We start from the raw sequence: 22,435 nt of genomic DNA on the forward strand, positions 1-22,435 counted from the left end.
ATTTTTATTTTACTCTTGCTGTACAGGAATGCGACCAACTGGAACAACCTGCCTGCGAATGCTTGGCTGTGGCGCTAGCCTGTACAAATCACCGTTCTGCCCTACATAGGTCTTTTTAATACCGCACGCTTTAGCAATATTTGCATGTGCTTGAAGGTGTTGATGCTCGCCGTGAACCGGAATAGCAATGGTAGGTTTTACCCAATGATACATGAGCTTTAATTCTTCTTCACAGGGGTGACCGCTGGCATGAATTGGCAGCGTGCTATCTTCACTGTGAATAACCGTTACTCCCTTTGCCTGCAGCGCTTTACTTAGTCGGCCTACACTTTCTTCATTTCCAGGAATAACTATCGAAGAAAATAGCACAGTATCCCCTTTGTCTAAACTAAGGTGAGGGTGAGTGTCTTTTGCAAAACGCGCCAGCGCGGTATTTTTCTCGCCCTGGCTGCCTGTCGCTACAGCTAAAACTTCATGGGGGGGAAGATAACCTAAATGTTGGGGATCGGTAACAGGTAAATCGTCTGGCCAAATGCCCTGTTGCTTGGCAATGCCGTACATGTTCATTAACGAACGACCGTACAGCGCCATGTAGCGTTTAGTTTTCTTCGCGACTTTAGCCAGCGAAATTAGCCGTGCTATATTGCTACCAAAGCATCCTACCACCGCTCTCCCCTTTAACGGCGCGATAGTGCTTAATAGGCCGTCGTAACAATTTCTCTCTGAAATTGAAAAGCCCGGTTTTGTTGCATTGGTAGAGTCGCCAACCATGGCAAGAATATTCTCACTGCCTAGTCGCTTGTAAAGGCTAACGTCAAAAGGTAAACCTGTTATGGGGTTGGCATCAATTTTCCAGTCTGCTGTATGCAATACTGTGCCTACTGGTGTATTGATTTTTAGTGCGAAGGGTTCTGGAAGCGAATGAGTAATGGCTAGCCAGTCAACGCTAAAAGGCCCGATTTGCTTGGTATCGCCTGCATCGACTTCAATAATGGCAATACGGTTAGCCAATTTGCTCCTTGCAAGCTTTCGCCTTAACACTTCGGCGGTAAAAGACGTAGTATAAATTGGCTTTTGGAAACGTTCCCAAAGGTAAGGAATTGCGCCTACATGATCTTCATGGGCGTGGGTAATGACAATGCCAGCCAGTGCTTCTTTTTGTTTAGCAATAAATGAAGGGTCCGGAGCCACAACGCGATGCGTAGTGGCTTTGAACGTATTCTGGTTAGACGCTTGGCTGACGCCTTTGTAGGCAGGTACGAGAGGCTCATCAAAAGAAACCCCACAGTCAACCATTAACCATTGACCATCGTGACCATACAAATTGAGGTTCATCCCAATTTCGCCCGTTCCGCCTAACGGAAGAAACCACAAATCATCAGCAGATGGGTGCAACAAAACGGCTATTACCTTCTCTCAGAGCATTGAATATTAGTTTGACGTTTAAATCTATGAGCGCAGAGCCATCATTCGTGCAATTCAGCATTAAGTTGGTCTATCACTTCGGCCCACGCAGCGTCTTCAACAATGGCATCTTTCAAAAATGCAGACTGACTTTCATTCCAATAAGGCGCTTCATGAAGATGTTGGCTCTTATTCAGCCCTCGATGTGTTTCAAAAAATTCAGCAATTTCTTCGTCTGAACTTCCTAAACCTAGTTGGCTGAATAGACTATTCATTGTGGGTTGCTCAGTAAACATAACGCCTCCTTGGGTTATCAATTAAGGGCACAATAAACGCCAGATACGTTGTACCCAACTAACTTTTTTATGCCCCATTTGCTTACTGGATAGTTACCTTTTGTCTTCCCCTTGAGATCACATCTTAAAGGTAGTCAGCGAACTCTTCTGGCGTAATCACCTCTCCTTCTTCAGCAGGTACAGGACATACAATGACCATTAATTCATCTTGCGTCATGCCCGGCACCCACTTAGTCAAAAACTCTTCGGTGCTTAATTCCATCGCTTCACAGTGTGCCCAGTCTTCGGTTGCCCACAACAGTGCTAACTCAGCATCAGGCCAAACCGGAACACCATCTTCTTCATCAGTAGTTAGCATTACGCAGCCGTGCTCATCTTTAAGAATGAAGAGTTTCTCTTCCGCTTTAATTGTTGCAAGGCTTGCTTCTAGTCGTTGAAATGCGTTTTTTTCCAATAAAGGATGTAATTGTGACATAAGTTTCTCTCTTTAATTCTGCGATTCACATGCCTTTAAATTAGGCACCGTGAGTAAATTTATTGGCAGCGGTTAACACGCTTTAGACACGCTTTCTATTATCTCTGCTAGACCCACTCGTCTGACTTGCTTCATGCTGTGCACATACACCTTAAACGATACGTTTTCTAACGTTTCAATTCTGGTCACTTTCACACTACCGGGTAACTGACTCTCAACGTTGGTCGGTAATACGGCAATACCACCTTCGCTCTGTAAATTGTTGAGCGCAAGATTCAACGAATTGGTTCTTAACTTTGCATCGCGAAGTTGAGGGTAAGCAGTAAGCAACCAGTCTCTTGCCTTAGTTCCCCAATCAATAGCCACAAAATCTGCTGCATCAATAGTCTCAGACGCTTGTCCAATTCTATATAGCGCCAAATCCTGCTCTAGCAATACATCACTGTTTACTTCTTCAGATTTCAACGGTTCAGTGGAGAATGATAAGTCTGTCACCCTTTCGTGCAATTGTCGCGAGAGGGTATCTAACGTAAGAACTTCAGCCTTTACTGACCAATCGGGAAACGAGTTGTGTAGGTGGCTGAGCATCTGAGGCAATAACAGCTCGCTCGCCAGCTGTGTTGCGCCGCAAACAACATATTCAGAGGATTGAATTTGGAGCTCTTGTTTTGCTTCGTTCAGCGTTGCGCATAATTGCCTAGCGTAAGGCAGAAGTTTCTCACCAGATTGAGTGAGCTGTATACTGTTGCGTTGCCTAATAAAAAGCGTGGTATGAAAATACTCTTCAAGTAGCTTTATGCGCGCACTGACTGCAGATTGAGTAAGGTAAAGGTTTTCAGCCGCTTTACCAAAGTGACGAGTTTTTGCCACCTCTATAAAGGTGGTGAGAAAGCGTATATCCATGCTTATTGTACAACCGAATCAAAGTGGGTCTAAATTGACACAGATAATACGGCAAGTAAACACAAAAGCACAGAAGCGCACCGCTATAAACGGTACGCTTTATTAAAATTTCACCAACTCGCTGAATTAATACTCTTCTTGGTGCAGGCGACGCTGTTTGTCACGGCGTTGCAGGTCACGCTTCTGCTTTTCCTTTACAGTACTTTGACGTTTGGGATTTGGCTTTTTAGCGTGAAAATCTTCCTCTTCTACCGAGTCCCATTCATCACGCTGGTAACGATAGTCTTTACTCATTGACTTCTCTGGGTTGTTAACACACCTCAATTATTATCTTAAGCGACAAAATAGAAAACGAATTTTAATCATCGTAGCGACAAGAATTTTTGATTATTCCCATCAGTGATTTTCATAGACTTTTAACCTCCAACTCATTTACGCTCGTCTAATAGCGACGCCCATTGCAGGGCCAATAAATAAAAACTTACATTTCACTTTAATTTCAAAAACTTAGACATATCACGCTTGAGGTTATTCCCTCGCACTTTCTGTATACTTTTCAAACGTAATCTAAAATTTAGTGTTAGATTTTATACCGTTAAAAATTTTTTATTGATAAGAGAAAAATCTTTTGTTTTATCTTCGTTTTTAATTATCTTAAAAGTGCGCTGAACAAAACATTACGTTGGGTACAACATGAAAAGTTTAGCTATTCGACAATCTGCAAAACCTTATATTGACCGTCAGAAGTTTCCATACGGTTTTCGTAAATCAGGTGACTTCAGTATTACTGAAGCCGATCTTCTAACCCACTACGGCAAAACACTGCTAGGACTTGAAAGTGGCGAATTGTCGCCTGAAAGTGATGATGAGAGACACTTCGTCGAATTCGTTACGGGTAAAGTTGAAGCTATCAATAACCTAGAAAAAGCCTGGGCGAAATACGTCAGATTAGCAAGGGGCAAAAAGCACTTCTACACCCTTCACAGCAGTGCGAGTAACCAATCAGACTATGATGAAGACTACTCTGATGAAGAATTCGATGTAGCATAATGCTACAGCATTACTAAAAAGCTCGCTCCGGCGAGCTTTTTTGTTATTGAACAAATGATCTCAATCAACTTCAGACAAGAACAAAATGAAGAAACATTAAGGACTGTCTACACTTAGTAGTAATACAGAGTGATGTGCAGTGAATTGTGCATTTCATTCTGAAAAACGAGCCCATGCAAAGGAGGCGCAACGATGATCATTAGTTCAAAACAGCTTACTCACTTTTCTATACATGCCCTTGATGACAAAGTGGGCGGCATCCGCGATATCCTTTTCGATGACGAAACCTTCACTGTTCGCTACTTGGTCGCAGATACCAATACTTGGCTACCGCTTAGCCGTAAAGTGGTGATATCACCTATATCTGTCAAACAGTTAGATGAAGATAGTGAGTCTGTTCATATCAATATGACAGTTGATACATTAAAAAACAGCCCCTCTATTGACGAACATAAGCCTGTGTCACGTGAATACGAAGAAAATCTCTTCAAATATTTTGGTTACGGATACTATTGGATTGGACCAGGAGCTTGGGGGGAGTTCGCACATCCAAATGAACTGGTCGAATTACAGCGCGCTGAAGAGTCTGAAACTGAAAACCCGAAAAAGAGCACCAACCACCTAAGAGCAGTGGGCGAAGTTGGTGGATATGAAGTTGCTACAACCACTGATAACGTTGGCCACATCAGTAACTTCGTCATTGACACCGAGAGCTGGAAGATAATCATGCTAGTGGTAGATACCAACAACTGGCTTCCGGGTGGCAAACATCTCGCACTTCTACCTAGCGATATTGAAAGTATCGACTGGGCGGCGCACAGCGTAGTAGTCAATTTAAGTCACGACGAATTGGTTGATAGACCTGAAGTGGAAAGTGAAAAAATATCTGAAGAAGGCTATGTGCCTATGCTTTGCGAGCAATTGAATAAAAACGGAAATTAATAACCGAAGAATGTCACTGTTGGCGATTTTTAGTTAGGAACTTTACAATGTCCGTTGTTGAAGGCGGACATTGTAGCTTAGGATACAAAAAGAAGATTACTCGCAAAAAAATTCGTACATCAAAGCAATCAAACGCTTGACGCGCTCGTCTGCTAAGCGGTAGTAAATAGTTTGACCTTCCCTTCTTGTGGCCACCATCTTTGATTCTCGCAATAAAGCAAGATGCTGAGAAATCACTGGCTGCGAGACGCTAACAACTTCGAGAAGTTCGGTTACCGATTTTTCCTCTTTCAGCAACGAACAAAGCACCATAAGGCGTGTTTTATTCGCGAATTGCTTTAGGAAGATCTCGGCTTCCGCAGCGTGTTCCATTATATCATCTGAACCTATTACCATATCCTCGGACATAAGCACTCTCTATCTGTAAAGTATTTCGGCACCAATTTAGCCATTTACTATACTAAAGTATAAGACATTTTGCCGACCTGCCAATTTATGCGACGAATCCCTGTATTTTACATTGTTTTATTACGCTGACATCAATATATTAGATTTTACTTATTTTAACCAAGTTTAGGCAAAAAGGAAAAGTATGCTTATAGACATGAAGACTCGGATAGAAAACATAGACGATAACTTACGCACTGTATCTGCGGAGCAAGCGGCCAGTGAGTGCCGAAACAATAGCGGTATACTGATTGATGTACGGGAGAGTGCCGAAGTCGCCAATCAGCCCGTACCTTCTGCGCTTCACATACCACGCGGCGTGCTCGAAATGAAGGCACTGGAACAGTTTAAAGATGCTTCAGCGCCACTTTATATTCACTGTGCATCGGGCATTCGAGCAAAACTAGCAGCAGAGCAACTTATAAAAATGGGCTATGAGAACGTTTCGGTGGTGACATGCCCTGTACCCACGATAAACCAAGCAAACCGAAAATGACTTCTTAACCACGTGTATGCTATAAGTATCGTTAATTAAGAGTTTTAAGGCGCTGTATGCTGAAATCTACGTTAGAACAATGGCGAATGTTCAAAGCCGTCGTCGATGCAGGCGGCTTTAATCAAGCTGCTGCTGAAGTTCACAAAAGTCAATCGAGCGTTCACCACGCGGTTCAAAAGCTTGAAAACGCTATTGGTGTGTCGTTGTTTGAGAATATTGGACGTAAAGTCCAGCTTTCTCCGCAAGGCGAACTTATGTATCGCCGTGCCTCTTTTTTGCTGAGCGAAGCGCACAAGCTCGAGGCCGTTGCCAATAGCCTTCAATCTGGCACAGAAACAACTTTACGCATAGCGGTGGATATTATTTTTCCGTCTGAATTGCTTTATAACGTGCTAGCGAAAGTTTCTGCTGAGTTCCCGCTGCTTCGTATCGAGATAGAAGAAACTGTGCTCAGTGGCGCAAATTCACTTTTGAGCAATGGTAAAGTTGATTTAGGCATCTCTCCTTTCGTATTTCCAAATGGCTTTAGCGAAGACTTGTGCGAAATTGAGTTTGCAGCTGTCGCTCACGCCGACCATCCACTACACCAATTAGATAGAACGCTCACACTGGAAGACTTAAAAGCGCATCGTCAAATTGTGGTAAGGGATTCATCTGCGGAGCGTAAAGCTGATGTGGGCTGGTTAGGTGCAGAGCAACGCTGGACCGTAAGCCACGTTAGAACGTCATTAGATATTATTGCTCAGGGGTTGGGTTTTGCGTGGCTGCCTATAGCAATAATTAAAGATGAGCTTGAAGACGGTACACTCGTTCCCCTTCCCCTGGATAATAATGCAGCATTGCGTAAGGCGCTCCTTTATCTGTCTTTTGAAGACGGCGATACGTTGGGGCCAGCTGCCCGTGCTTTTATTGGCGAGCTACGATATCAAACAATGAACCTTCCATCGTCAGATTTTATGCTCGATTCGTGTACTGAGTAGTTTGACCATCAGCTTAGAGCGACTGCAAGGCGTTCAAATCCAAGTATAAAGCCAAATAGCGACAATGAAACACCAACTAACGCCACAGCACCATCGTCTGTGGCCATGCCTATTGCCATAATAAAAACAGCAAAAGCGGGAATAAGGCCCATAAAGGGAATAAGCTCCAGAGGAATCATTACAAGTCCGCAACCTGCACAACATAATGCGATGAGTGATCTGAACACAGGCTGGCGCATGAAAAAACACCGAGGAACTAAAAAGCGGTCTACGCGTACTGCATACGGTTTAACCTTTTCGACAATGTAGCGAAGCTGATCGGCGTCACAGTTTAGTTGCATCACTTTTTGCGGTAACCAAGGATGCCTACGACCGAGTAAAATTTGCAACGCGATGAGTAAAATTGTCCCACCCGCTAAAGATGGGATCCCAGGGATGGCCCCAATCGGTGTGCAAGCGATAAAAGATGGCAGCGCCAACATTGGTCCAAAGCCTCTTTTCTCCATCACATCCCAAAATTCAGCAAACTCGAACGTATCTTGTCTTGCTCGCGGCTGCATTTTCCCCAACAACTCGTACAAGGTCATTGATCTTACAGCTGTTTTTCCCCACATCTTCAATTCCTTTGATATCACATTACCAGCGAACGTCGCGCTAATCAGACGGGCTCCTCGCCTAATTAATATACATTTCTTGCACCTACTCGATTTACCATAGTGAGATTGCAAGTAACCTTAGACAGGCAAATCGTGCGAAAAATATGCCATCGATTGCATGTGACGGTGTGTTGAAGACAGGAATACTTTTTGCAAATGCCCCTGATAAGTAAAGTAAAACCACCTAATAAAACAAAGACAGATATAGACATTCTGTACTTTAGTGCGATCTGCACCGCTGGTCGCAAAGAGTTGATAAATTAGAAGAAGGTAGCGCAACCGACTATCTCCGGCATCAAGGCAAGTGTTCAAGATTTCCGGGTTGCTTGAAGCGCTTAGATATTTTTCGATGCGCTTACGCTTTATCGATTAAAACCAGCGTATAAATAAACTTTAAATATGCGCTTTAGCATTCAGTTGTTAATAGCGTATGATAAAACTATAACATTGATTCTATTCCATATTTTTTCTGAATAGGAAACGAAAGAAGAGAGGGACATCCACGTGCTTACCGTACTTTTAGTTGATGACGACGCCGAGTTCACAGAAGTAGCTTGTACTATCATCGAATTTCTTGGCCACGAAGTACTTACCGCTGCCACACTCAAAGAAGCCCGCGATTGGTTAGAGAAAGAAACCTTTGACCATGTACTGCTTGATTTCATGCTACCCGATGGAAGCGGCGCGCACTTGTTCAATGAGTTAGATGCACTTCCTAAGCGCCCTCGCGTTACTTTGATAACGGGTCACCCTTCTGTGAAAAGCGTGATAAAGGGTCTGTGTGGCCCCACTGTCGACTATCTCGTTAAGCCAATTCAACGGGAGGAAATAGAGGCTGTATTAAGTCAAAAGCCAAAAGAAAAAGCACCTGCGCAAGAAAAAATAGAGAAACATTTTGACCTACTGATTGGTGAATCGCCAATTATGAAAGAGCTCTACAAGCTGATTTCTAGAGTGAGTAAAACCAGCGCAAACGTAATGCTGCTTGGTGAAAGCGGTGTAGGTAAAGAAGTGGTGGCTGCCGCAATTCATCGTGCTTCAGAAAGTGAAGGTCCCTATATTGCAACCAACTGTGGTGCATTCTCAAAAGAACTAATAGGTAGCGAACTTTTCGGTCACGAAAAAGGAGCATTTACCGGCGCTGTAGGACGTAAGGAAGGTGTTTTCGAACAAGCTGAGGGCGGCACGCTCTTTTTGGACGAAATCACAGAAATGCCCATTGATATGCAGCCCAACTTACTCCGCGTTTTAGAAAACAAGGTTGTTATTCGTGTGGGCGGAACGAAGACCATCCCGGTGAGCTGCCGCGTTGTATCTGCCACGAACCGAACAATGGAAGAGATTGCGCAAAGCAAAGTACTGCGCGAGGACATCTACTTCAGACTTGCAGTGTTCCCAATCACCATTCCTCCGCTACGTGAAAGAAAGGAAGATATTCCATTACTAGCAAAAACCTTTATTGCTGAATTCAATAAAGATAATGGCTCGCAATTTAAGTGGGAAGATAGTCAACTCGATACGTTACAAGCCTACGACTGGCCCGGTAACGTGCGTGAACTAAGACACTTTGTGCATCGCGCTGCCATTATGAGCGCCCCTGAAAAGAGTGAGATTGAATTACCAAAAACCATTGAGTCGCCTTTCGCTCAAAAACAGAGCACGACACCGGCACTCCAAGCCGGTAGAACCATTGAAGACGTGGAAAAAGAGCTAATTTATGCCACGTTGGAAAAAGTGAATGGCAATAAGACCACCGCAGCAGAAATGCTGGGAATTAGCACAAAAACGCTTTACAACCATCTTCATGCATATGGTGACTTAAGTAAAGACGACTAAGTAAGAGGTATTCGGCATGACTAGCGAAGAATTTTCTCGACTAAGTGTTTATGTGCATGATGCACGCAAACCATTAAACAGAATATCAATGCAAGCTGAGCTAGTAAAAATGGCATTAAACGGTGACGTTCCACCTGAAAAGGCATTGGTGGCGTTGGATAAAATAATAAGCAGTGCTAAAGACTGCAGCCATACTCTTGCTGAAATGACATCAGAGTTAAGTGGCAATGTTTCGGATTAAGTAAATGATTACTAAAGTATTGTCTTCACTATACAGTTGGATAATTTTAGTTGTTCTGGTCATTATTGTAATAACTGCTAATTCATTTTACGTAGTTAGTACATTGAATGACCTTTCTGCTCTGGAAGCGCGGCTGTTCACTACGAACCGTGTTATCAATGCAGTTAACCGCCTTCACGTTGCTGTACTTCGCGTGGAGTCTGGTCAGCGCGGCTATATGCTAACTGGCGATGAAGAATATCTTACCGACTACACCGAAACGTTAAGCGTAATCGGCGAATTAATGGATGAGGTAGAAGTAAGCTCCTTCTCTTCAGATATTAACGACCAGTCCATCCGCATCGAAGAACTTTTGTCGTTAACCAAAGCAAAAATCAATGAAGTCATTGAAGTAGTTGAGCTGTATAAAGAAGGCAAAGAGCAACAAGCTGTCATTTTAGTGAATAGCGATAAGGGTATAAAACTCTACAAACAGTTTGAAACCTTATTTAGAGAAATCGACGGTTCAGAACGAGATATGCAAGGCACGCATTTAGCCAACTTAATGAGCCTTAGAAGGGACTCTGTTAATACGCTGATCATTTCCTCTGCAACGACTCTACTACTGATTATTACGGTATTTTTACTGCTCAAAATAAATTCCCGTGAGCATGAGAAATACCAAGCTGACCTAGAGTCTGTTAACGAAGATCTAGAATCTCGGATAGCAGATAGAACGCAAGAGTTAAGTGTTTATTCCGACGAATTAGCACGAAGTAATAGAGAGTTGGAAGATTTTGCCTTTGTGGCGTCACACGATCTTCAAGAACCATTAAGAAAAATTCGGGCATTTGGTAACCGCTTAGAATCGGGCTACAACGACGTGATAGACGAACGAGGCAAAGATTACCTTGCGCGCATGCTCAATGCAGCAGAGCGGATGTCCATGCTTATTTCAGACCTTCTCGCCTTTTCTCGCGTTTCCACACGAGGTAAAGAGTTTGACGACGTTAATCTAGGCACCGTAGTGGATAGCATCATGGGCGATTTGGAAATCGCTATCGATGAAAAGTCTGCGCAAATAAATGTTAGCGATATGCCGACTATTCGAGGTGACAAATCGCAATTAGAGCAGCTGTTTTTAAACTTAGTGTCTAACGCACTGAAATTTCAGAGCGAGGGCGTGAGACCAGAAGTAACGATATCTGCAAGGGACGCGACGGAAGAAGAAACGAAAGACATTCTGCTTGCTGAAGAATACGACTGGACAAAAATAACCGTATCAGACAACGGTATAGGGTTCGAGCAATCGTTTGCTGAAAAAATATTTGCCCCTTTCCAACGCCTTCACGGTAGAAGTGAATACAAAGGTACGGGTATTGGGCTTGCCGTTTGTCGTCGTATTGTAGAACGGCACAACGGTCAAATAACCGCAGTTAGTTCTCCCGGAAAAGGGGCAACGTTCTCGATAATAATACCCAAAAATAGTGAACCGTTTGGTTCTAACAACAATAATGGAGAAACACACAATGACGCGTAAACAAACTCAGCCTATCAATATACTTATGGCGGACGATGACGAAGACGACCGCTTACTTACGGTTGACGCGCTCAAAGAGAGCCGCGTTCTAAACAATCTGTTTTGTGTTGAAGATGGCGTTGAATTATTAGAGTTTCTTCGACATGAAGGTAAATATACAGATCCTGCATCGGCACCGCGACCTAGTCTTATTTTGCTTGATCTAAATATGCCAAGAAAAGACGGTAGAGAGGCGCTGCAAGAACTGAAAAATGACCCCAAGCTTCGCAGTATCCCGGTGGTAATTCTCACTACCTCTAAAGAAGAGGAAGATATGCTTCGCGGTTATGATCTAGGTTGCGCATCTTACATTACAAAACCAGTGAACTTTGAAGGATTGGTTGAACTAATGCGCGCGCTCGGACGTTACTGGATAGAGTTCGTAGAATTACCACACGAGTAAAAGAGGTACTAGATGACAGAGGTAATAAAAATTCTGTTGGTAGAGGATGATGAAGATGATTACTTCTTAACCTCTGATTATCTAGCGCAGTGCGAGTCACCTACGTTTGAGTTGACGTGGGTGACGAATAGTTTAGACGCAGTAGAGGCATTAAAGACACAAAGTTTCGACCTGTGTTTGTTAGATTACTTACTGGGTGCTGAGAACGCGATTGATGTACTGGGTGTTTTAAAATCTAACCAGTTCAATCTACCCGTGGTAATACTTACCGGACAGTCGGATGCTACCGTCGATGAAATGGTGATGCGAGCAGGTGCCGCAGACTATTTGCAAAAATCGGAAATTGAATCACCGCGGTTTATGCGCACGATTAGATACGCCATGGTTCGCCGTGACATCGAGAACGAGCGAATTGAGCGGAACAAAGTAGAGCAAAAGAACAAGGCCAAAGATAAGTTCCTTGCGCATTTAGGGCATGAGCTGCGCACCCCCCTCACCTCTATTCTTGGCTACACCGAACTGCTTATAGACGATGCGAGAAACAGCCCTTTTCAACAAGAGTTATCTATTATCCACTCTAATGGCAAGCACCTGTTAAGCCTACTCAATGATTTGCTAGACATGTCGCGGATAATGGCAGAGAAACTTGAACTCAACATTAAGGAAGTGAACTTAAGCGCGTTTTTGACAGACATTCACTCATTAATGCGTTTGAATGCCAAAGACAAAGGACTAAGCCTTAACGTTGTTTCAAAAACAAAAATACCAGAGTTTATACACACAGATCCTACCCGCCTGCGTCAGGTATTGTTGAACCTTATTTCGAATGCCGTGAAATTTACTGATAAGGGCAGTATCACGCTTACCATCTCTCTCGACGAGCCATCTGAAAACGATTCGAGTCAAACACTGCTGCGGTTTTCTGTAGATGATACAGGTATCGGCATGCCGCCTGATAAGCTCATCAATATTTTTCAGCCTTTCGAACAAATAGAAGATGTAATGCGCGCCAATCATGGCGGAGCAGGACTTGGACTTGCCATTTGCAAAGAGCTTGTCACTAAACTGGGCGGCGACATTGATGTTAAATCTCGTCTAGGAGAAGGCAGCACATTTACATTTGATATAAACCCTGGCGATGTTTCTGAACAGCCTCGTGTAGATCTTGAATTAGGCCAAATTCAACCTGTCGAGTCTAGTAGCATCAATTTAAACGTGACTGGACGCGTATTAATTGTTGATGACTTGCGAGAAATTCGACGGCTAACTGGTCACCTTGTGAGTCAATCTCAAGCTGATATTAGCTACGCTGAAAATGGCGTAAAAGCACTGGAAGCCGTGTTGCAGGCGGATGAACACAACCAGCCCTTCGACCTCGTTTTAATGGATATTCATATGCCAGTGATGAATGGCATAGAAGCCCTGCATGCGATTAGACGACATGGGCAGGATATCCCAGTGATTGCTGTGACAGCAGCAAGCCGCAAAGGCTTAAGAGAATCATTGATTCGCGAAGGGTTTAACGACGTAATTGGAAAGCCCATTGACCGGTTTGCACTGGCTAACTTGCTTTCGCAATACCTTCCGCCAGGTAATCACGTAACATTTACCAACGTGGAAGCCCAAGTTGCAGACATGCCAATGAACAAGCCGTATGCTCCAGAGGACGAGACCGCTTATCGAGGGCTTGCAAACCCTGGGCAAGCAGAGCAGAAAATCCAGTCTACTGATTCAAATGGTAATTCAGATCAGCCTGCCAATAAGCACATACTTGTGATTGAAGACGATGAGGATGCGGCGGAGTTACTGCAATTGTTTCTTTCCCACTTAGGTCATACGGTCACTACTCAGTACAGCGGTGCTGAAGCATTACAGGCTGCAGAAAATCAAAGTTTCGATCACATTCTTATGGACCTCACCCTTCCCGATTATAACGGTTACGACTTAGCGAGTGAGCTCAAGCAAAAGCTACCAGATGCCATCCTTACTATTGTAAGCGGTCACGAAGCGGACTCCGAAGCGATGACAACCATAGGGATCAACAGTGCATTGCTCAAACCTGTCACCAAAGACGATTTAGCCTCGGTAGTGGGCTGAAAAGTTAATTTTATCGCTGCCAACCTGTACCGAATGTCGGAGGTTGAGCAGCGCATCATCAAGACCAAGAAAATATTACAGACGTAAGACACAACAGTGTGTGAGACTTGCACATAAGCACCTCACGCAACAATAGAAAAATAAAAATAAGCCATATAAAACAGTAAGATAATAGTTTGGTATACCAGTTGCAGCTATCTATGTGAACCCAAAATATTAAGGAGAGTATTATGGCTACACAAGCTTCAGCTAAATCGCAAACAGTTAAACGTAACGGTACAAACGGCGTGGCTGAGCCGAGTCACCCAGTAACGGATCAACTGAAAGATTCTCTTCATGCGTCAGTAGACAAGTTAGCAGACAGTGCAGGGATTGCAGAGGAAAACATTCGTCGCACTGCGACATCGTCTGCAGAGAACATGTCAGCGAGAAAGCGTCTGGCACAGCAAAAATGGCAGGCGTCGAAAGTACGTAGATATGCCATTGAGAACCCAGTAGCGACAGCGGGTATCGCTTTCGCAGCAGGAATGTTAGTGACGTCACTTTTACGTAAGAAGTAATACGATGACTGTACCAGATTTTCGAAGAGCAAATTTCAATTTGTGCACAGAAAATCCTTTTCGCCTGACGCCGCCCGCGGCGCAGGCGAATCCTAATGTTACGAGCAACGGTGACAATGCTAACGCTGCATCAGCAACCTCTGAACACTCTGCACAATACAAGTCAACAAAACAGAATTACCCTGACCCATCGTTTTCGGATATCTTCTCGGCTTTCTCAGAAGCATTGACCCAGCGAAAAGCGCAGGGTTTGGCGTTTTTAGAGCTCACTAACAGTGAATTGATGCTCATTAAAAAGAGTTTCTTTGTTACCGTCTTTGCATGTCTAGCGGCATTTGCAGTGGGCACAGTATGTTGGCTCATTTTAAACATCGCCATTGGCACTATACTTCATAGTGTGGGCGTTAGTTATGTGGTAGTTCCACTCCTGTTATTGGTGCTCAACAGCGTTGCGGCCTTTTGTTTATTTAAGCTTGCACAAAATGCATTCAATTACCTGAGCTTTAGCAGACTCATACAAACGTGGCGACGGGTTTTCGGATAGTGAAAATGCTTACCATTGCGTAAAAAGCCACCGCCAATAGTGAGGAAAAGCGATGAACATTTTTTTAAAATCGAATATGAAAGATATAGCACAGAAAGAGCATGCTTATTTTTCGCAAAAACATCATGCAGATGTTGCACTTACACAAGCAAAGAGGCAATGTAAACTGATGATGGGAAAGCCTGAAACGTTGCTTGGCATCGCAACCCTTGGCGCATACAAGGGTGCGGTAGATGCAAAACCCAAAGCAAAACGCAATCAAGCCCTAATGGCAATAAGTAGAACTGCGCTATTGTCGTTATTTCAATGATCACAGTATTAAGGAATATGTGAGATGAACAACAAAAAAAATATGAAGAAAAGTCGTTTGACGCTTGCCTGTGTTGGTGTGGCGTTTAGCCTTGCAATAGTAGGTTGTTCATCGACCCCTGTAGCAGCCCCTACCCCTTATAAGTCAGCGAGTTCCAAAGCTGCCTATGGCTATTCGAGCGAAAAAATTTCTGAGAACGAATACAAGGTTCTTTTTAAGGCAACAGACAAAACTCCTGCTGATAAAGTACAGCAATATGCCCTTTACAGAGCAGCGGAAATTGCTCAAAAGCAAGGCTTTACCTATTTAGCTATTGTTAAAACCAACGTGGATAAAAAGCCAGTTGTTGCGCGAGAAGTTATGGCGAACAAGGAAGAGCCCGTGGCATTTCAAACAGACAGGCAGTGCACTATGTCAGGCTGCGATGAAGTGGCACAGCCTATGGCCGTCCCAAGCTCAAGCGACATTGTGAAAACTCAAATTAACGACATCTACTTTACTATTGATGTAATGATGGCGAATGATAAAACGCGTCTAGGTAAAAATGCTTTTACTGTCTTAGAGGTACTATCAGAGCCTCTGGAGCCAAAAAATGGCAACTAGCTGAGCGTTTTGCCGCTCACTAATGCTCTGAAACATCAGTTTTAATAGAAATGCTTTTCAGGCCCTAGTTGCAGTTACTGAAAAGCATCGCTCAAACACATAAGCAAAACCGTAATGTGTTTTAAAGCCAACAACCTGTGCACTAGTCTTTATTACTTTTCTGTTGTGGCTAACAGACCACTGGCTAACTGCATTCTTCACTTTTCTACAAACTTGACCAGTGTCATATTCGTTTCTTCTTGAAAAAGTCGATGACACTGCTGCTATCACAGCCCTTTTCTCTAATTTATAGCTGTTATCCATTCTCCTGAAGTGCTTCCTGGATTTTTAATGGCCCGTTAATCTTCTATTAATGTTGTACAAAAGTCTCCGTCATCATAGCTAGCTATCATTAAACCCATGAACTGTAGAGCAGATTTATAAACCTCTAGCAACAACGTTGTAGCGGTACTGCTCTAAGCAATTGAATCAGGTAATAGCACATATTTATTTTGCAAATGACTAAGGAGTCAGGCGATGAGAAAGCTAAGCACGTTAATGACAAAAACTACTCTTGTAGCAGCTACAGTAATGTTGGTGACTGGTTGCAGTGCAGTGGCAAAACCGCAGATGGAGCATTCAGCTAGTTCGAATGTTCCGGCGTTAAAAGCTAAAGCACTCGACAACGCATTACTTTATTCCGACGAATGTATTACTGAGCGAGAAGTGGTAACGGCACAAAAGATGTGGGGCGACGGCATAGTGCGAATTGGTGCAGTATTTAGCAATGATGGTGATTACTCTGGCGAAGCCGCAGATTTCATCCAAGCTATGTATGGTTACGATTTAAGCAGCGTACTGTTTAAACCAACGCTTGCAGCTAACGACCAGTTCCGTTCAAGCTTCGATGCTGCGCTTTCATACTTTGTTGGCGGTAATGACGCTTACGAAGAGGACAAAGGCTTTGCTATAAAGCCATACACAAATGTGAAATTCGATAATGTGGGTATTATCAACAACAGCTGTCGCATGGCCGTGGCGATGGGCAACTACTTCTTTACCGATACAAAAGGTGGCGAAACGAAGGTGGAATACACGTTTGCCTATGTCAAAGATAGTGACGGCGACCTGCGTATTGTTGCTCACCAATCTTCGTTACCTTACAACCCAAACGGTAACTAAATAGGCCATTGCCCCTCCATTCTTAGGAAGTGTGAGGGGCGAAACACTCTCCCTTTACAGGCAAGGCGTTCCTTCCCTTTCGCTTTGCCTCTTTTTTATTTTCAACGAGAAAAACTATGTGCGCAAAACGAATTATGACGCGTTGCGTCTTACTACTTGCGATGGCGATGACAGCCGTCGTTAAGTCACACGCCGAGTCAGATTTTCAATCTTGGAACGCTCTCGCACTCACTGGAGATGCCGATGATAAAGGTAAATGGCAATTTTGGTTTGACGGTCATTTACGCTTTAAAGACGACGCATCTCGCCTAGGCGTTTCTATCGTTCGTCCCGGTGTCGGCTACCAACTATCAAGCGATACGACCTTGTGGCTGGGTGTTGCAAGAGTAACGATAGACTCAGACAGCGGTTCAATTGAAGAAGACAGGGTGTGGCAGCAAGCCACGTATTCATTAAGCAAATTTATGGGCGGTACCATTTCAGGTAGAAGTCGTTTGGAGCAGCGATTCAGGAGCGATGAAGGCGATGATACAGGCTATAGGTTTAGACAATTTATACGGTGGTCGAAACCTTTAAATGAGCAATGGTCAATAGTCGTGTGGGACGAGGTATTTTGGGCTTTGAACGACACAGACTGGGGCCAAAATAGCGGGTTTGATCAAAATAGACTTTACTTGGGACCGGCCTATCACCTCAACAAGAAATGGCGCGTCGAGATGGGATACTTACATAATCATATTGCGTCGCCAGGCGCCAATTCAGACGCCATAACAAACCACAACCTTGCTCTCACATTCTTCGGAAGCTGGTAAGGATCAAAGAATCCCCCCAGCCAAAGGCCCTTAACACACAAAGAGTAAAGTTGGGTGACTAGGGCCTTACTCAATCATGTAAAAAATGCATTCGTACGTGTAATCGTGACGTTAATTGCCTGCAGATACGGCCTGACAACCAGAGAAAAATTAAATTATATCAATATATTTCAATAACTTAAAAAACAGGCACAAAGATAGCATTAGTTAAAGTGAAAGTAACGGAAGCAATACGAGGATTTAGTTATGTTAGGTTGGGCAATCACATTTTTTATCATCGCCATTATTGCAGCAGTTTTTGGTTTTGGGGGCATCGCAGGTGCAGCAACAGGTATCGCACAGTTTCTTTTCTTTGTGTTTATCGCGTTGCTCGTAATCTCACTTATCGCAAATGCGTTACGTGGTAGAGCACCAAGAGCCTAAGAGTTAGAAGTATTTTAATAGGAAAAAGGAGTAAGGATATGTTTTCATTTAAAAACTTATCAAAGGTACTAGTAGCATCAGCATTTGCACTATCACTAGCAGCTTGCGGTGACGGTGAAGCGGAAGACGCAGGCGAAGAGCTAGACGAAATTGTTACCGATGCAGGTAATGCCGTTGAAGACGCTTGTGAAGATGTGAAAGAAGGCGTAGACGCTGAAGATAAAGACTGTTAATCACGTTTTTATCAAAAAAGGGCCAGACAATTGTCTGGCCCTTTTTGTATTTACAGTCGACGTGGTTTGACCTAACTGGTTAGTTAAGACACTTCTTCACCACCTAATTCACGAGCAAGATCGTCTAGTGTAGATAGCGTCGAATCAAATTCACCTACGCCGTAACGGTATTTTACACTCACGTGATGATCCGTACGCCCGAACTTCACTCTTAACCCTTCTGCGTCAATATGCTTCACGGTATTCAAAAAGCGATAGGCAGACATTTCTGTTTCAAATTGAAACTCAACACTGTTTTCCATTTAGGCTTTCCGTTTAAGCAACAATTTCAGGATGAGTATCAATAACTGAAACAACTCGTTGCAGCAAATGGTTATCTTCTTCGCTTATCGAGTCGTATGATAACCAGTCAGCAAGAATGTCGGGAGCTGTTGCCGCTTCGCCTTGTTCCAACTTAGATGTCATCATTTGTAGCTGTACGCTAGAGCGTATAGATGCGTCTGCATCTGGGCTTGGCATACCAGTTGCGACCTCTAATGCTACCGTTAACCATTGTCTATCGTGCTGAGTTGTTTTATTTCCAGTTGACTGACCCAATACGCTTGACCAACGCTTCCCTAACGTTTCCGCTAGAGATTGCTCATCACCACTTCCCTCACCTACACTTAGCTGTAGTAAAGAAATCAGAGCCTGAGCTCGCGCCAATCGGGCTTGAGATTGTGCATTTTTCGCTTGCGCCGCGCGCTTACTTTCAAGTGAATCAATCTTTTTATCTACTTTCGTACGTTGCGCTCTAGGCAAGTCGGTTAACTGAGCGCGAACGTCGCTTATTGATTGACTGAACGTTGCATCATCGCTGTTGATGTCAACAGCTTCCACTTGCTTGAGTAGCGAATCTACTAACGCGTTAAATGCATTATTCTGTACTTTCCGCTCGGCTTTTAAACGTTCAAATACGGTGTCATTGGCAGCCTTAAATTCTGCCCACAACTTACTCTCTTCACGTTTACCTGCATGGCCTACTTGCTTCCATTGGCTTTGCAATTGCTGAGCCTTGTCGGCAGCGCCAGCGACATCTTCTTCCGTAGCAAGTTGACAAGCTTGGGTGACTAACGCACGCTTTTGGGCTTGGTTGTCACTTTGCCATTGATTTACTTTAGCCTGAATGGGCGATGATACCGCCTTCCATTCTTGCTTCAGCTGTTCATAAATTTCACGTTCAACCTGACCTGCAGCGTGCCACTGTTTAGACACTCTATCGAAAACTTTCACTAACTCGGCTTCCGGCATGTTAATGTCCATTGCCTTAACGGTAGCGATAATCGACATACGCTGTTCACGCGCAGCAGCCCGCTGTGCATCTAACTTCGCGTAATGCGCTCTACAAGGCTCGAAGGCCTTTTCAAGTGCATCATCAAATTGCTGCTGTAACAACGCGTCATCACTACTTTCTTCACTCGTTGACGATGACGGTGTTAGTGATAACCATTGCTTACGCAGATACTTAATGGCCTCACTTCTTTGCTTAATATTTTCTGCATCAGCGCTGGCTAACGCTTTTGCTTCTTCTACAAGAGCGGGTTTGCGCGGCGCCGCAAGGTAATCCTGCCATCCTTCTAAGCGCGACACATCACCAGCGGTCTTTTCAAAACGCTTCTCTACATACTTTTTCGCTGAACCAGGAAGCGCAGCATAACTTTCCTGAAGCTTTGCAAATTTTGAAATAGCAACGCGGAATTTACCCTGAGCAATTAAGTTATCGATAACGCTAATGTGCTTTCTAATGTGTTTTACTTGCTCATTTTCTTTGGATTTTTGAGCACGCTCTTTGGCATTTACACTGCTTGTCGCTGCGTTGAAACGTTTAGACAACGCCTTAGGAATGGCATCGATTTCGCGACTAAGCGCTTTATACGCTTGACGTGCTTCGTCAAACTCCGCTTTAAGAGCCACTACACTACTGCTTTGTAATGCGTAGCCACCATTTACCTGACTCAAATCCTCAGTCGATGCGCTAGCTTCTTCAACGCTCACATCACGGGTATCTTTGTCCGACTCGCTATCGCTTGCCGAAACGATCTTAGCGGCAATGTCTTCGAGCGACTGAAGTTTTATCAGTAGCTTTTGGCCGTATTGCTGCTGCATAGAGAAGCGATCAAGCTGCTCGTTTAGTTCGTCGACAGAGCGCTTAATCTGTGTAATTCGCTTATCAGTTGCAGATTCATCATCGAGACGTGCTAGCTGTTCGAGCGTTGCTTCAACACCGCGCACGCTTTCATTAACCGTAGCAACATCAGCAAGCGTCGCTTCACAAAGCCTGTTATTGTACAACCAAGCTACCTGCTCCTTGGCATAAGTAAGCTGCTGTTCGCACAATGCTCTGGTATTAGCACGTTGCGACGCTTGTTGCTTTTCTTCCCATGCTGGGCGGATACGGCTTAAATATCGCTCGAGCTGCTCACCAATACGCGCGCGCTTTTCTTCATAATCAACGCGTTCTTCTGAAGTGAGTAAGTCAATTTGAGCAAACAGCCCTGTCAATTCGCTCTCAAGTTCATTGCGCTTTTCATCAATGGTTTCTACATCTGATTTGTCGAGTAAAGCCTGATATTTTGAAAGTCCCAGAGTGAGCTGCTTTTTAAGCTCCACTGGGCGCTTTGCAGCCTCTTTGATAGCATCTATCCGCGCATTAATTTGCGTAACAAGGGCATCTTCTGACACTTTCTTAGCAAGCTTTTGCAGATCTGATACGTCTGAATGTGCGTTGACTAGTTGAGTCTGCAGTTGGGGACTTGCGCCTTCTAAAAAAACAAACTGGGTGAAAGATGGCTTCGCTACTTTTTCGATTAGCGCGTTAGCTAGCGCATCATCTTGTAAGAGCATAGGCTCTTTCTTCAACATTTGCGGTACTAACTGCACTACCAAATCGGCGTTGGCTGTTTCAGTTAAAAAAGAGAATATCTCTTGGCGGGAGAGTGTGACATTCCCCTCGCCTAACAAAGCGGCGTTTACCTTTTTCTCCGCCGCTTTTTTAACGCGAGACTGCTTGGCAATTTGTGACATTTTAAGCCACAGCACAAAGCTATTAAGCTTTTCGAGTGCTGCTAAACTGACATTTGCATCTTCGTCATTAAATGCCAGTTCGTGAAGAATTGTTTTTTCCTGTGCCTTTTCGGGAGAGAGACTCTCGATTGCCTGCATCCGTTTTTCAGGCTTTGGGCTTTGGTGTGAAGGCGCAAATATACGACTAAATATCATCCTGTTTAAACCGCGCTATTGTATTATTATCATCCTGCTCATCGCGTAACGAGCGTTTAAAGTCGGCTTTACTCTTATGTACGATTTCGCCGCTTTCACCTACTGTCATATGCTCAGAGGACTTTTCTATTTTTGCTTGATACAGCATAACAGCCTGCATGCTGCTTGCTTTTTGCTCTTCGTTTAAAGGCGTGCCATCTGGCCACTTACCTGTTTCAACAGCCTGACGCAGACGCTCGTAAATCTCCGGCGTCATGCTGGCTAAAAGTGCTTCTATATTCATTTAGGAAAAACGCTTTATGTAAACAATACGCGCGCGGTTTACTAAGTACCAAACAAAGCCAACCACTGCGCCCAAAATAGCTAAATTATGTTGCAAATCACCTGGGCGTGTTCCGCCCCAATACATGAAGCCAAAACTCGCAACGAATATCAGCATAGCAAGAAGGGATTGGTTCTGGATACTGGCTAACTTTTTAAATCTCTGTAAGCTTTGTTTGCGCTCTATATCTTCAGAGGTCGCATCACCGATTTTAAAGTCACAGTGAGGACACGTCTTCGCTTTGTCAGACGTTTTTTTGTTACACGAAGGACAGTCAACTAATGCCATATGTTGCTCCTGTTTATTGGGTGCGAAATGGAAATGCGCAACTCGCTATTGAGCGAATACGCATTTATACGCGGATGGGTATCATACTTAAGTTCATCACAACAATGAAGTCGATTCTGTGGATTAACCTTATCGCC

Annotated in this window: 28 protein-coding genes; 17 read left to right on the plus strand and 11 right to left on the minus strand. The window is 43.9% G+C overall.

Annotation, left to right across the window (positions count from 1 at the left end):
• Nucleotides 1-9: 9 nt before the first annotated feature.
• The 5 genes from AWH61_RS14255 to AWH61_RS20160 form a co-directional block, all read right to left on the minus strand.
• On the minus strand, nt 10-1,398 hold the full coding sequence (locus tag AWH61_RS14255) for a ribonuclease J (protein ID WP_075177428.1): 1,389 nt from the start codon (nt 1,396-1,398) through the stop codon (nt 10-12).
• A 68-nt stretch (nt 1,399-1,466) separates the two neighbouring features.
• Nucleotides 1,467-1,700 (minus strand): DUF2789 domain-containing protein, encoded by a 234-nt coding sequence (locus tag AWH61_RS14260; protein ID WP_014949810.1) that lies wholly within the window; start codon nt 1,698-1,700, stop codon nt 1,467-1,469.
• Between the two features lie 124 nt (nt 1,701-1,824).
• Nucleotides 1,825-2,175 (minus strand): DUF2750 domain-containing protein, encoded by a 351-nt coding sequence (locus tag AWH61_RS14265; RefSeq protein ID WP_014949811.1) that lies wholly within the window; start codon nt 2,173-2,175, stop codon nt 1,825-1,827.
• Between the two features lie 72 nt (nt 2,176-2,247).
• On the minus strand, nt 2,248-3,078 hold the full coding sequence (locus tag AWH61_RS14270) for a LysR family transcriptional regulator (RefSeq protein WP_014979575.1): 831 nt from the start codon (nt 3,076-3,078) through the stop codon (nt 2,248-2,250).
• Between the two features lie 126 nt (nt 3,079-3,204).
• On the minus strand, nt 3,205-3,372 hold the full coding sequence (locus tag AWH61_RS20160; RefSeq protein WP_170870514.1) for a hypothetical protein: 168 nt from the start codon (nt 3,370-3,372) through the stop codon (nt 3,205-3,207).
• A gap of 399 nt (nt 3,373-3,771) precedes the next feature.
• Between AWH61_RS20160 and AWH61_RS14275 the strand changes: the two genes are divergently transcribed.
• Together AWH61_RS14275 and AWH61_RS14280 are read left to right on the plus strand one after the other, a co-directional pair.
• Nucleotides 3,772-4,128 (plus strand): MaoP family protein, encoded by a 357-nt coding sequence (locus tag AWH61_RS14275; RefSeq protein ID WP_075177429.1) that lies wholly within the window; start codon nt 3,772-3,774, stop codon nt 4,126-4,128.
• A gap of 192 nt (nt 4,129-4,320) precedes the next feature.
• A complete protein-coding gene (locus AWH61_RS14280; RefSeq protein ID WP_014949815.1) occupies nt 4,321-5,070 on the plus strand; it encodes a PRC-barrel domain-containing protein in 750 nt (249 codons plus the stop codon).
• A gap of 96 nt (nt 5,071-5,166) precedes the next feature.
• Here AWH61_RS14280 and AWH61_RS14285 read toward each other — a convergent pair whose 3' ends face one another.
• Nucleotides 5,167-5,478 (minus strand): ArsR/SmtB family transcription factor, encoded by a 312-nt coding sequence (locus AWH61_RS14285; protein ID WP_014949816.1) that lies wholly within the window; start codon nt 5,476-5,478, stop codon nt 5,167-5,169.
• A gap of 184 nt (nt 5,479-5,662) precedes the next feature.
• Between AWH61_RS14285 and AWH61_RS14290 the strand changes: the two genes are divergently transcribed.
• Nucleotides 5,663-6,013, plus strand: coding sequence for a rhodanese-like domain-containing protein (locus AWH61_RS14290; protein WP_014949817.1), 351 nt, complete (start codon nt 5,663-5,665; stop codon nt 6,011-6,013).
• 56 nt (nt 6,014-6,069) lie between these two features.
• Nucleotides 6,070-6,993, plus strand: coding sequence for a LysR family transcriptional regulator (locus tag AWH61_RS14295; protein ID WP_014976801.1), 924 nt, complete (start codon nt 6,070-6,072; stop codon nt 6,991-6,993).
• A gap of 8 nt (nt 6,994-7,001) precedes the next feature.
• Here the strand turns inward: AWH61_RS14295 and AWH61_RS14300 are convergent, their stop codons facing one another.
• On the minus strand, nt 7,002-7,607 hold the full coding sequence (locus tag AWH61_RS14300) for an exopolysaccharide biosynthesis protein (RefSeq protein WP_014976802.1): 606 nt from the start codon (nt 7,605-7,607) through the stop codon (nt 7,002-7,004).
• Between the two features lie 546 nt (nt 7,608-8,153).
• On the opposite strand from AWH61_RS14300, the gene AWH61_RS14305 reads away from it, so the two are divergent.
• The 13 genes from AWH61_RS14305 (at nt 8,154) to AWH61_RS14370 (ending at nt 18,430) form a co-directional block, all read left to right on the plus strand.
• Nucleotides 8,154-9,485, plus strand: a complete 1,332-nt coding sequence (locus AWH61_RS14305) for a sigma-54-dependent transcriptional regulator (protein ID WP_075177430.1) — start codon at nt 8,154-8,156, stop codon at nt 9,483-9,485.
• 16 nt (nt 9,486-9,501) lie between these two features.
• Nucleotides 9,502-9,726: a hypothetical protein gene (locus tag AWH61_RS14310; RefSeq protein WP_014949821.1), complete on the plus strand. Its 225-nt coding sequence runs from the start codon at nt 9,502-9,504 to the stop codon at nt 9,724-9,726.
• A gap of 4 nt (nt 9,727-9,730) precedes the next feature.
• On the plus strand, nt 9,731-11,245 hold the full coding sequence (locus AWH61_RS14315) for a sensor histidine kinase (protein ID WP_039225365.1): 1,515 nt from the start codon (nt 9,731-9,733) through the stop codon (nt 11,243-11,245).
• Nucleotides 11,235-11,687, plus strand: a complete 453-nt coding sequence (locus tag AWH61_RS14320) for a response regulator (protein ID WP_014949823.1) — start codon at nt 11,235-11,237, stop codon at nt 11,685-11,687. Before AWH61_RS14315 ends, AWH61_RS14320 begins: the two co-directional genes overlap by 11 nt.
• A 12-nt stretch (nt 11,688-11,699) precedes the next feature.
• Nucleotides 11,700-13,784 carry a response regulator gene (locus tag AWH61_RS14325; RefSeq protein ID WP_075177431.1) on the plus strand — a complete coding sequence of 695 codons (2,085 nt, stop codon included), beginning with the start codon at nt 11,700-11,702 and terminating at the stop codon, nt 13,782-13,784.
• Nucleotides 13,785-14,014: 230 nt separating this feature from the next.
• Nucleotides 14,015-14,344 carry a hypothetical protein gene (locus tag AWH61_RS14330; protein WP_014949825.1) on the plus strand — a complete coding sequence of 110 codons (330 nt, stop codon included), beginning with the start codon at nt 14,015-14,017 and terminating at the stop codon, nt 14,342-14,344.
• 4 nt (nt 14,345-14,348) lie between these two features.
• Nucleotides 14,349-14,888, plus strand: coding sequence for a hypothetical protein (locus AWH61_RS14335; protein WP_075177432.1), 540 nt, complete (start codon nt 14,349-14,351; stop codon nt 14,886-14,888).
• A gap of 52 nt (nt 14,889-14,940) precedes the next feature.
• Complete coding sequence (locus tag AWH61_RS14340) at nt 14,941-15,198, plus strand: hypothetical protein (RefSeq protein WP_014949827.1); 258 nt, start codon at nt 14,941-14,943, stop codon at nt 15,196-15,198.
• Nucleotides 15,199-15,222: 24 nt separating this feature from the next.
• A complete protein-coding gene (locus tag AWH61_RS14345; protein WP_075177433.1) occupies nt 15,223-15,801 on the plus strand; it encodes a CC0125/CC1285 family lipoprotein in 579 nt (192 codons plus the stop codon).
• A 516-nt stretch (nt 15,802-16,317) separates the two neighbouring features.
• A complete protein-coding gene (locus AWH61_RS14355; RefSeq protein WP_014949830.1) occupies nt 16,318-16,962 on the plus strand; it encodes a metal-independent carbonic anhydrase family protein in 645 nt (214 codons plus the stop codon).
• Nucleotides 16,963-17,078: 116 nt separating this feature from the next.
• Nucleotides 17,079-17,774 carry a DUF2490 domain-containing protein gene (locus AWH61_RS14360; RefSeq protein WP_075177435.1) on the plus strand — a complete coding sequence of 232 codons (696 nt, stop codon included), beginning with the start codon at nt 17,079-17,081 and terminating at the stop codon, nt 17,772-17,774.
• Nucleotides 17,775-18,020: 246 nt separating this feature from the next.
• Entirely contained in the window at nt 18,021-18,197 is a 177-nt protein-coding gene (locus AWH61_RS14365; RefSeq protein ID WP_014949832.1) for a DUF1328 domain-containing protein, read from the plus strand.
• Nucleotides 18,198-18,235: 38 nt separating this feature from the next.
• On the plus strand, nt 18,236-18,430 hold the full coding sequence (locus tag AWH61_RS14370) for a hypothetical protein (RefSeq protein ID WP_014949833.1): 195 nt from the start codon (nt 18,236-18,238) through the stop codon (nt 18,428-18,430).
• Between the two features lie 83 nt (nt 18,431-18,513).
• On the opposite strand, the gene AWH61_RS14375 is transcribed toward AWH61_RS14370, so the two are convergent.
• The 4 genes from AWH61_RS14375 to AWH61_RS14390 are packed head-to-tail and all read right to left on the minus strand — an operon-like array spanning nt 18,514 to nt 22,298.
• Complete coding sequence (locus AWH61_RS14375; RefSeq protein ID WP_014949834.1) at nt 18,514-18,732, minus strand: hypothetical protein; 219 nt, start codon at nt 18,730-18,732, stop codon at nt 18,514-18,516.
• Nucleotides 18,733-18,745: 13 nt separating this feature from the next.
• Complete coding sequence (locus AWH61_RS14380; protein WP_075177436.1) at nt 18,746-21,688, minus strand: DUF349 domain-containing protein; 2,943 nt, start codon at nt 21,686-21,688, stop codon at nt 18,746-18,748.
• Complete coding sequence (locus AWH61_RS14385; protein WP_014949836.1) at nt 21,678-21,971, minus strand: YeaC family protein; 294 nt, start codon at nt 21,969-21,971, stop codon at nt 21,678-21,680. The genes AWH61_RS14380 and AWH61_RS14385 overlap by 11 nt, the downstream gene beginning before the upstream one ends.
• Nucleotides 21,972-22,298 (minus strand): zinc ribbon domain-containing protein, encoded by a 327-nt coding sequence (locus AWH61_RS14390; protein ID WP_014949837.1) that lies wholly within the window; start codon nt 22,296-22,298, stop codon nt 21,972-21,974.
• Between the last annotated feature and the right edge of the window lie 137 nt (nt 22,299-22,435).

This window comes from Alteromonas sp. W12 (assembly GCF_001924945.1).
GTDB classification, from domain to species: domain Bacteria; phylum Pseudomonadota; class Gammaproteobacteria; order Enterobacterales; family Alteromonadaceae; genus Alteromonas; species Alteromonas macleodii.